General features: G+C 69.5%; 5 protein-coding genes. 4 read left to right on the forward strand and 1 reads right to left on the reverse strand.

Annotated elements, in window-relative coordinates:
• Nucleotides 1-234: 234 nt before the first annotated feature.
• Nucleotides 235-3,090: a BTAD domain-containing putative transcriptional regulator gene (locus tag ACWGI8_RS30475; protein WP_453665770.1), complete on the reverse strand. Its 2,856-nt coding sequence runs from the start codon at nt 3,088-3,090 to the stop codon at nt 235-237.
• A 455-nt stretch (nt 3,091-3,545) separates the two neighbouring features.
• Here ACWGI8_RS30475 and ACWGI8_RS30480 point away from each other — a divergent pair, with 455 nt between their 5' ends.
• From ACWGI8_RS30480 to glnII, 4 genes are all read left to right on the forward strand, one after another.
• Nucleotides 3,546-6,437: an ATP-binding protein gene (locus tag ACWGI8_RS30480; protein ID WP_453665772.1), complete on the forward strand. Its 2,892-nt coding sequence runs from the start codon at nt 3,546-3,548 to the stop codon at nt 6,435-6,437.
• A gap of 270 nt (nt 6,438-6,707) precedes the next feature.
• Complete coding sequence (locus ACWGI8_RS30485; RefSeq protein ID WP_453665774.1) at nt 6,708-7,454, forward strand: PIG-L deacetylase family protein; 747 nt, start codon at nt 6,708-6,710, stop codon at nt 7,452-7,454.
• A 383-nt stretch (nt 7,455-7,837) separates the two neighbouring features.
• Complete coding sequence (glsA, locus tag ACWGI8_RS30490; protein ID WP_453665776.1) at nt 7,838-9,502, forward strand: glutaminase A; 1,665 nt, start codon at nt 7,838-7,840, stop codon at nt 9,500-9,502.
• Nucleotides 9,503-9,642: 140 nt separating this feature from the next.
• Complete coding sequence (gene glnII, locus ACWGI8_RS30495; RefSeq protein ID WP_453665777.1) at nt 9,643-10,662, forward strand: glutamine synthetase; 1,020 nt, start codon at nt 9,643-9,645, stop codon at nt 10,660-10,662.
• Nucleotides 10,663-10,673 lie beyond the last annotated feature (11 nt).

Raw genomic sequence — 10,673 nt, forward strand, 5'->3', positions numbered from 1 at the left:
GCAGTGAATCCCCCCACTGCCCGGCATCCCTTTGTGCGTTCCCACTCGGGGCCGGTGGTCGCGTGCCGCCTACGTGGCCGCGCCTTCACCGGTTTGGCCCGGCCGCTGAGGCCGAGCTCGCGGTACGCCTTGCCGAGATGGCCGTACCTCTACCGCGGGTCGGTAGAGGTACGGCTGAGCTGTGCGTTTCTGCTTTCCTCACGGTGCACCGTCACAGAGACCTGACGGGTGTCCTCAACGGTCTCCGATGCGGTTGAGGAGCTCCTCGGCCTGCCGTCCGCCGACGGTGTCGCCCAGCACGGCGAGCATGGGAAGCGCCGCGGTGGCCGCCGCTTGGGCCGGGGCGGGACGACCGGCCTCGAAGTGGGCGACGGCCAGGCCCAGCAGCGTATGCGCGCGCTGGGTCGGCAGGTCATGGGCGTCGCAGGCGGCCAGGGCCTCGGTGTACTGCTCCACGGCCTCGTCGTGCCGGCCGAGGTCGTGGAGGGCCTGTCCGAGATGACGCAGTGCGAGTACGCTGCCGACGCCACATTGTGCTGCCTGGTTGAGGGCGAAGGCCTCACGGCAGTATCCCAGGGCCCGGTCGGGTTCTTTGCGGGCGATATGGGCCATTGCCAGCCCGAGCACGCATTGCGCCTCGAAGCCGGTCTCCCCCACTACCCGGCAGTGACGGACGGCCTCCTCGTAGTAGGTGAGGGCGTCGTCGAGGGAGTTCGGATCCATGGCGGCCACCTTCCCCCTGACATAGGCCAGACGGTGCCTGAACACCCGGTCGTCGGGGTCTGTCGTGAGATACCCGCGACGGGCGAAGCCTCGGGCCTGCTCGTGCTGACCGGTATAGGCGTACGCCATGGCAAGCAACGCGCACGCGAGGACGATCGCGAGGGAGTCGTCGTCGTCCTCCGCTTCACCCAGCAGGACGTGGCCGAGCGGCAACAGGGAACCCCAGGCGACGTAGAGGTCGGAGAAGGGCATGAGGAGTGCGAACGTCCTCCCCAGCGTGCGTGCGTCGTCGGCGCAGATCGGTCGCGTCGGATGGTGGGCTATCTGGGCGGCGACGCCCATGATGGCGGGCTGTTCGGCGATCACCCACCGCTGTGCTTCGGCGCGCTCCGTGAAGCGCGGCGCGCATGGGATGCGGGGGTCCAGGAACTCGGTGGACCGGCTGTACGGCCGGACGGCGCGCAGCGCGGCACACATGCCGGCGAGGTGGTAGCGGGCCAGACGGCTGAGGGCGGCCTTGCGTTCGGCCGACGTGTCGGTCTTCAAGGTCCGGTGGCGGGCGAACAGCCGCAGCAGGTCGTGGTAGCGGTAGCGTCCGGGATCGCTGGATTCCAGAAGACCGGCGTTGGCCAGCGACTCCAGGATGCTCTCGGCAGCGCTGTCGTTGATGTCCAGGAGAGCCGCGGCGGCGCCCGGTGTGACCTCCGGCATCTCCGGGATGGCCAGCAGCCGGAAGGCCCGTGCCTTGGTGGCTCCCAAGGAGGCGTAGCCGAGCTCGAAGGCGGCTTCCACGGCCAGGCCGCCGGCCCGTAGTTCCTTGAGCCTGCGCGAGCGGTCGGTCAGCCGGGCCGTCAGCGAGGCGATCGTCCAGCGCGGGCGCGCGGACAGCCGCGATGCGGCGATGCGTACCCCGAGCGGGAGAAGCCCGCAGGCGTGCACCAGGCTGCGCGCCGCCTCGGGTTCCTTGGGCAGGCGTTCCTCGCCCGCGATCCGCTCGAGCAGGGCGAGTGCCTCCTGCTCGGTGAACGGCTCCAGGCCGGTACGGCTGGTGACGGGGAGACAGGTCAGGGGGGTACGGCTGGTGACCAGGGCGGCGCACCCGGCCGTGCCGGGCAGCAGCGGCCTGACCTGTTCGCTGTTGACAGCGTTATCGAGCAGCAGCAGGAGACGCGAGCCGGCCAGCCGGGTCCGGTACAGCGCCGTGCGTTCGGCGTGATCAGCGGGGATGTTGCTCGCGGACACGCCCAGGGCGAGCAGGAACGACTGCTGGACCGTGTAGGGGTCCGCCGGGTCGCTGCTGGCGCCGCGGAGGTCGACGTACAGCTGACCGTCGGGAAAGTGATCGCGTGCTCCGTGGGCGGCGTGGACGGCCACGGTGGTCTTGCCGACCCCGCCCATGCCGTGGATGACGCACACGGCCGCTGCCACGGCGGTCTGCCCATCGGCGCCGGAAAGGATGCGGCGAAGGTTCACCACCGTCTCCTGGCGGCCGGTGAAGTCCGGTACGTCCGGCGGCAGTTGAGCAGGGGGTATCCAGACCGGCGCGGGTGCCTGTGCGGCCTCGGCGACGGCGTCCGGGCCGGTCGCCGACGCGGCGGCTTCCGGCGCCGCCAGCCCCGGGTCGGACTGCAGAATGCGCTGGTGCAGGCGAGCCAGATCAGGACCCGGCTCTATGCCGAGTTCCTCGGACAGGAAGCGGCGCGTTCGGCCGTACCCCGCGAGCGCGTCGGCCTGCCGGCCGCAGCGGTACAGGGCGAGCATCTGCAGTGCGCGGAGCCCTTCGCGCAGCGGATGCTCGTCCGCCAGCGCGGACAACTCCGCTGCGGCCTGGGAGTGTCGTCCCAGTTCCAGTTCCAGACCCAGCCGCTTTTCGAGCAGGACCAGCCGGCGTTCGGCAAGCCGGTCGCGCTGGCGCCCGGCATAGTCCCCCGGTACGCCTGTGAGCGGTATCCCGTCCCAGAGGCCGAGTGCCTCGCCCAGCAGTCCGGTGGCCCGCTCCGCGTCTCCCGCGTCCATGGCGTGCTCCGCGTCGGCTGCCAGCCGTTCGCAGAGCGTGGCGTCGAGGGCTCCCTCGTCCAGTCGCAGCGCGTAGCCGCCGGCCACCGAGACCAGGGTGGCCGGGGCACGTGGATCGGGCTCCAGCACCGTCCGCAGCCGGGAGACGTAATTGCGCAAGGCCACCGCCGCGCTCGCCGGCGGATCCCATCCCCAGATGCCGTCCAGCAGTTCCTGCACCTGGGCCACCTGGCCTCCGCGCAGCGCCAGCGCCGCCAGTACCGCGCGCTGCTGCGCCGGTCCTATGTCCAGTTCGCGATCGGCCCGCCACGCCCGCAGCGGCCCCAGCACCGCGATTCTCAGCCCATCCACGTTCTCTGTACTCCTGTAACTGCCGCTCTTGCCCCCGCCGTCAGCTTGTGACGAGTCATGTACAAATCGTCACTTACCAGGAAGTTACGGGCTCTTGACACCTGTTCCGCAGAATTCGATCTACGCGATGTGGTGCTTGTCGGATGCTTGTCCGACGCCAGTGCCGCACCGCTTTCGGTGCCTCGCTTCTGCGGCGCCGCCATCGACGCAGGTCACGATGCGTTCGTACTGCCGCTCCACCCGGCTGACGCCGAGTGGTCGCTGCTGGCGGCTTCGGTATGTGGTGGCGCGCCGGAGCCGACCATCCGCTCTCACACCTCTGAGTGACCTTGTCCCATATTGCCCCGAAACCCGTTGCCCCCGTTGTCCCCGTCGCATCAGTGCCGCGCGGCCCCGATGGTCGCCGCGTCGGTGGACGCGACGCCGCGCAGAGTACCGTACGACCGCCGCGCCCCTTGCGAGCTGTTCGAAATACGGACAGTTCTGCGGCTGACCAGCCGAAACGTCGGGTCGCCCCCGATCTGATCGGCAGGGAGCGCGAACTCGACACCATCAAGCAACTGGTCTCCGAAGGGACTTCACGCAGTACCGCCGTTCTCGTCCGGGGCGAGGCCGGCAGTGGAAAGAGCGCCCTGTTGCGGGCGGCTGCGGAGGGTATCCGCAGGGAGGGTGACACCGTCGTGTCGGCATCGGGCGACATGATGGAAAGCGGCTTTGCCTTCGGTGTGGTCCGCCAGCTGTTCGAGCACCTCGCCCGGACCGCGGACGGCGATCCTCACTCGCCGCTCTCCGGGCACGCCGCAGGCGCCGCACAGCTGATCATAGCTCCGGAGCCCCGGCGCAGCGGCGTCCCGGCCCGCCAACAGGACGAGGAAGTCCTCAACAGCCTCTACTGGCTGGCGGTGAACCTCACCACGAACGGCCGGCTGGTCGTCGTCATCGACGATCTGCAGTGGGCGGACGCGGACTCACTGCGCTGGCTGCACTTCCTGCTGCGGCGCGCGGGCAACGACCTGCCCCTGGTCGTTCTCGCCTCGCTCGGGCCGGAGCAGGCATCCGAGAACGAGTGCGTGCGGGATGCCGTATTGTGGCTTTTCCGTCATCAACTCACCCTGGACTCCCTTGGGGACGACGCCGTCGCCGCCGTTGCCCAGGACGTCCTGGGCACGACCGTGGAGACCTCCTTCCTCACTGCCTGCCGCGCTGCGACAGACGGCAATCTGTTTCTGCTGCAGGCCCTGATGCGGACGATGAGGGCGTCGGGAGCAACTCCCGCCACCCTCACCGTGGAAGAGCTCACCCGGTACATCCCCGTGGGAGTCGGGCAGGCCCTTCACGGCTTGATCAAGAACTCCGGTCCGCACGCGCTCGCGACGGCCGAGGCCCTGATGGTGCTCGACGGATCCGCCGACATCGTTCTCGTCGCCGGCGTGGCCGAGTTGACCGAGGAGGCCACCCGGGACGCCGTGCACGGACTCGTCCGAGCCGGGCTGGTGAAGGTTTCCGAGGACGCCGTGACCTTCGCGTGCCCCGTCATCGCTGTCGCCTTCGGCGGCGAGGTGCTGCCCAGCCGGCGGTCCGAGTTGCACGGTCGTGCGGCGCGTCTGCTGCTGGCACAGGACGCCCCGGTGGAGTTGATCGCCGCCCACCTCCTCCTGGCACCGCTGGGACTCCCCGGTGCCGCCGACGTTCTGCACACAGCCGCGGCACAGGCGATGGAACGCCCTCTCCCCGCAGAAGCGATCACTCTGCTCCGGCGCGCCCTGCGCGAAGTCCTCAGCGAGGAGTCGAGAGCGACGGTGCTGATCGGCCTCGGCACGGCAGAACTCGCCACCAGCGTCCCGGACGCGGTCCGCCACCTCCGACGGGGCCTGGACCTGTCGCGGGACGCGACCGAGCGGACCGCTGCCGCGCGCACGCTCGCACGAGCGCTGTTCGCACTCGACCGCTACCCCGAGGGCCTGGCCGTGCTCAAGCGCACCAGCGCGAGCCTCCGGCCGGTCGACAGCACGAACGCCCTTCACCTGGAGGTCGACTTCCTGTACGGCAGCGTGAGCCTGCTCGCCTCGTCCGCGGCCGCGAGGGAACGGCTGCAGGAGCTCCGGATCTCCGACGCGGACGGCGGTGCCGCGGAGCGACCGCTTGCCGCACTCCTCAGTCTGCGGGCACTCATGAACGGCAAGGATCCCGGCGAAGTCGTCTTCTTCGCCCGGCAGGCGCTGAGCCAGGGCCTGAACCCGACCGAGGGCGAATCCCTGGTGTACTTGGGCGCCGTCCTCGCTCTCGGCGCCGCAGGCCAGGCCGAAGGGGCGCTCACCTACGCCGACGCCGCCGTGGACGAGGCCCGCGCCCGTGGATCGGCGCTGGGGTACGCGTATGCCGTCAGCGCCCGTGCCGGTCTGCGCTGCAGGCTGGGCCAGGTGCAGGAATGCCGGGACGACGCCCAGGCCGCGCTGGAGACACTCGGCGATATCGGTGTCGATCCGCGCAGCACGCACAGCGTCGACGCCCTCGCCGTACTGATTGACGCCCTGACGAAACAAGGAGAGATCGACGAGGCGGCCGCGCTGCTCGAGGAGGGCGGGCTCACCGGCGACCTGAACGGCCACTGGATCAACGACTACGTGCTGCTGGTACGCGGACGACTGCGGATGGCCCAGGGCAGGACGCGGGACGGGCTGGCCGACTTCCTGTTGAGCGGTCACCGGACCTGCGCACGCCAACTGTCCGGCGCGGGTGTTCTGCCCTGGCGATCGGAGGCGGCCCTGGCGCACGCGGCACTCGGCGAGCGGGACGCGGCCATGGCGTTGGCGAGGGAAGATCTCGCCCTCGCCCGTTTCTGGGGTGTCCCGGACTTCGAGGGCCCGGCTCTGCGCGCCGTGGGCCTCGTCACCGGCGGCACCGAGGGGTTCACCATGCTGCGCGACGCCGTGGAGATCCTGGAGGGGACGGCGGCGAGGTACTCCTACGCGCAGGCATTGGCCGACTGCGGTGCCCACGCGCGCAGGGCCGGGGATCTCCCGGCGGCACGGATCCACCTGCAGCAGGCTGTCAGCGTCGCGCACCAGATCGGCGCGACGGTCGTCGCCGAAGGGGCCATGGCCGAGCTGCGGGCGCTCGGCGACCGTCCGCGCACCCGCGCCTTCCAGGGCGTGGACTCCCTGACACCCACCGAACGGCGCGTGGCGGGCCTGGCCGCCCAGGGCATGACCAACCGGGATATCGCCCAGCACCTGTTCGTCGGTCTGCGCACGGTGGAGGTGCACCTCACCAACGCCTACCGCAAGCTCGACATCGACGGTCGCCCCGGTCTCGCGGAAGCACTGTCGCGGACGGACGACGACTGAGCCACTCCGGCCCGCGCACGAGCGTGACGGGCGGGCCGGACCGGTTACGAACGCCACGCCGGCGTTGCCCGGAGGACCGGCACGGCCGCCACCGTGTTCCGGGCAATTTCGGTGAACGGTCCGCGATCGCTTCGGTGACCCGGCCACTTCATGCCGGTCCCGCCCGACTGGCCGACCGTCCGGGGACGCGGAAGCCTGGTCCGGTGATCAGGCGCGGCCAAGCCCGTGTCCCGCGCTCACCCATCCGTCCCCTGACGAAACGGAACAGCCATGAGTGGTCCCGACACCCCCGCCATCTTCTACTCCCCTCATCAGGACGATGAGACGATCGGCATGGCCGGTGCGATCCGGGAACACAAGGAAGCGGGCCGGGCCGTCCATCTGGTGCTGCTCACCAACGGGATCAACCAAGGTCTTCTCGACATCATGAACGGCCTCAACGGGCCGTGTCCGCTGGGTTCGAACTGCCGGCAGCCCGACCACAGACCGGGGCTGTCGATGGACGACCTGATCGCGGGGAGGACCGCCGAGTTCCACGCAGCCGCCGAACAGCTGGGCGTGGACGAAGTGCACACCATGGACCTGGACGACGACCACGTCGTCACGAACCGCTCCGGATTCACGGAACGCCTCAAAGAGGTGATCCTCGACTTCGAAGGCCGCTACCCGGGAGCCTCGCACAAGCTGGTCAGCGGATGGCGTGACCAGGTCCCCTCGGAACCCGGCCCGAACCCCACCCACTCGGCCTGCCGTGACGCCGCGGAGGCCCTTCGGGACCGGATATCGGACTTCCGATTCCACTGGACGTACGCGTACTTCCGCTTACAGCGCGCCCGCAGCGCCGACTTCGTCCTCGACCTGACCGAATCGCAGTTCGAGGCCAAGCGGCGGGCCATCCTCGAGTACAACCGCTGGGAGCCGGACAACGGCCGGTACGCACTCGGGTACCACAGCGTCAGCACCCTGCTGGAGAACGCGTACAACGATCCCCGCGAGTACATCGACATGCTGCACTGACCCCTGCGTCGCAGCAGTGCCATGGGGCCCGGCAGGCGTGTCGGGCCCCGTGCCGTGTCAGGACCTCGTGCCGTGACAGGACCCCGGGCCACCGAAGTGGGGACCGGGGGGTGCTGACGGGGACACCCAAGGGTTTGGCCGGATCGGGGTTCACGGCTTGCACGGGACCTCCTCGCGTTGGTGAAGTCGGATGCACCAACAGGGCTTCCGCAGCGGCGCCCTGTTGAGTGACCTCCTCACTGCCGCGACATCACGGCCGCCCGGCGGGGCGCCGTTCCAGGGAATTCGTGCGCATCGCGCACAGCCAACCGCTGTCGTCAGGGCCCATCGCCCGGGCAGTCCAGGAGAGCAACCGGCGAATGCAGACGAAAGCAGGTGACGCCATGCTGAATTCGGGAAGCGAGGGCACAGGGAGACAGGCGAGCCGCACCGCTGACGAATTTGTTCGCGGGCAGAGCGCGTCCGACGATCTCGGGGGAGTCCGGGACCTGTTCGACTCGTTCAAGAAGGACGACCAGGGTCACATATCCCGCGCCGAGGTCGTGGCCCGGCTCCAGCAGGCCGGCATCACTGCCGATGACCCGCGCATCAGGGACGTCTGGGCCTTGTTGGGGGACTCGGGCACGGACACCGGACGGCTGGACCCCGCACAGTTCGCGGCGCTGTGCCAACGGAACAGGCGGTTGGTGGCCCGTGCCGTCACCGGCGACCTCGTCGTGCCGGACTTCCCTTCCTTCGTTGCCGACATCACCGAGATCTACGAGAGTCTGCTGCCCGAGAAGGGCGGCCACGTCGCCGACTACATCCCCCAGCTGAAGCGGATACCTCCCGACCAGTTCGCCATCGCGGTCTGCACGGTGGACGGCCAGCGTTTCGCGATCGGCGACGCCGGTGTGGGCTTCTGCGTGCAGTCGGTCTGCAAGCCGATCAACTACTGCCTCACGCTGGAGGAGCACGGAGCCGATGTGGTCCACCGGCACGTGGGGCGGGAACCCAGCGGACTCGGCTTCAACGAACTGTCGGTCAACGGGGACGGGCTGCCGCACAACCCGATGATCAACTCTGGTGCCATCATGAGCTGTTCGCTGATCGAGCCCTCGCTCGACATCGCGGATCGCTTCGACCACGTCGCGGACACGTGGTGGAGGCTCTCGGGCGGCAGCCCCGTCGGCTTCAACAACGCCGTCTACCTGTCGGAGAGGCAGACGGCCGACCGCAACTTCGCCCTCGGCTACTTCATGCGCGAGCACGGAGCCTTCCCGACCGACACCGACCTGATCGAGACGCTGGAGTTCTACTTCCAGTGCTGCGCCGTCGAGCTCGACACCGGAGCCCTTGCTTCGGTGGCCTCCACGCTCGCGAACGGCGGGGTCGTGCCGCTGTCGGGCGACCGCGTCTTCTCCACGGACTCCGTGCAGAAGTGTCTCTCCCTCATGTCCTCCTGCGGGATGTACGACTACTCCGGCGAGTTCGCCTTCAGCATTGGCCTGCCGGCGAAGAGCGGGGTCTCGGGAGCCCTCATGCTGGTCGTCCCCCAGGTCATGGGGATCGCCATCTGGTCGCCGCGCCTGGATGCGCTGGGGAACTCCGTGCGCGGCATCGAGTTCTGCAAGCAACTGGTCGAGAAATACAACTTCCACATGTACGACTCGCTCGTGGGGTGCGACCGAGGGGGGAAGCGCGACCCGAGGCTGAAGAAGAACCAGACCGCGATCGAAGGGACGATCCGGCTCCTCTGGTCGGCGAGCCAGGGCGACCTCGACGGAGTACGCACCTGTCTGGCGTCCGGAGTCGACCCTTCCTCCTGCGACTACGACGGACGTACGGCGCTTCACCTGGCGGCGTCCGAGGGGCGCCTCGCGGTCGTCACCCATCTGCTGGAGCAGGGCGCCGACGTCGGAGCGGTCGACCGGTGGGGCGGGACCCCGCTCTCCGACGCGGAGCAGGGCGGCCACACCGCTGTCGTCGAGGCTCTGAAACGGGTCGCCGACCCTCGTGGCGTCTCCTCGTGCCGCAATGCGGACGGACGGACCCCGGCCGGGTCCTGAGACGGCACTCCACCCACGGACCCCCGCGCTCCGAGAACCTGCCGCACCGCACGGTACCGGCGGCGACCCGAGCCGGCCATCACCCACCGACCACCGGGACGGGATCTCCTCGTTCCCGGCACCTACAAGAGAGAAGAGCCATGAGCTACCTCGCCGAGTACATCTGGATCGACGGCACCGCGCCGACCGCCAAGCTGCGTTCGAAGACGAAGGTCCTCACCGACGGTGCCGAGCCGACCACCTGGGGCTTCGACGGTTCCAGCACCAACCAGGCCGAGGGCCACGCCTCTGACCGGGTGCTCGAGCCGATGTTCTCCTGCCCGGACCCGATCCGCGGCGGCGAAAACCTGCTGGTGCTCTGCGAGGTGCTGAACACCGACGGCACCCCGCACGTCTCCAACACCCGCGCCGAGCTGGTTCCCGTCGCGGATCGCTTCGCGGCCCAGGCTCCGATCTTCGGCATCGAGCAGGAGTACACCTTCTTCGACGGCACCCGCCCGCTGGGCTTCCCCGAGAGCGGCTTCCCGGCCGCGCAGGGCGGCTACTACTGCGGTGTTGGCGCGGACGAGATCTTCGGCCGCGAGATCGTCGAGAAGCACCTCGCCCGCTGCCTGGCCGCGGGTCTGGGCATCTCCGGCATCAACGCCGAGGTCATGCCCGGTCAGTGGGAGTTCCAGGTCGGCCCGCTGTCCCCGCTGGACGTCGCCGACCAGCTGTGGATCGCCCGCTGGCTGCTCCACCGCACTGCCGAGGAGTACGGCGTCTCGGTCACCCTCGACCCGAAGCCGGCGAAGGGCGACTGGAACGGCGCCGGCGCGCACACCAACTTCTCCACGAAGGCGATGCGCGAGCGGTACGACGCGATCATCACCGCCTGTGTGTCGCTCGGCGAGGGCAGCAAGCCGCTCGACCACGTCAAGAACTACGGCGCGGGAATCGACGAGCGCCTGACCGGTCTGCACGAGACCGCCCCGTGGGACGAGTACAGCTTCGGCGTTTCCGACCGCGGCGCCTCGGTCCGTATCCCGTGGCAGGTCGAGCAGGACGGCAAGGGCTACATCGAGGACCGCCGTCCGAACGCGAACGTCGACCCGTACGTCGTGACCCGGCTGATCGTCGACACCTGCTGCACCGCGCTGGAGAAGGCCGGCCTGGTCTGACCCCCTACGGC

Source organism: Streptomyces sp. NPDC054841, assembly GCF_053611045.1.

What these genes read in the sequence shown, in the direction of transcription:
- glnII (WP_453665777.1), top strand. Translation starts at nt 9,643, where the DNA reads ATGAGCTACCTCGCCGAGTACATCTGGATCGACGGCACCGCGCCGACC.
- glsA (WP_453665776.1), top strand. Translation starts at nt 7,838, where the DNA reads ATGCTGAATTCGGGAAGCGAGGGCACAGGGAGACAGGCGAGCCGCACC.
- ACWGI8_RS30485 (WP_453665774.1), top strand. Translation starts at nt 6,708, where the DNA reads ATGAGTGGTCCCGACACCCCCGCCATCTTCTACTCCCCTCATCAGGAC.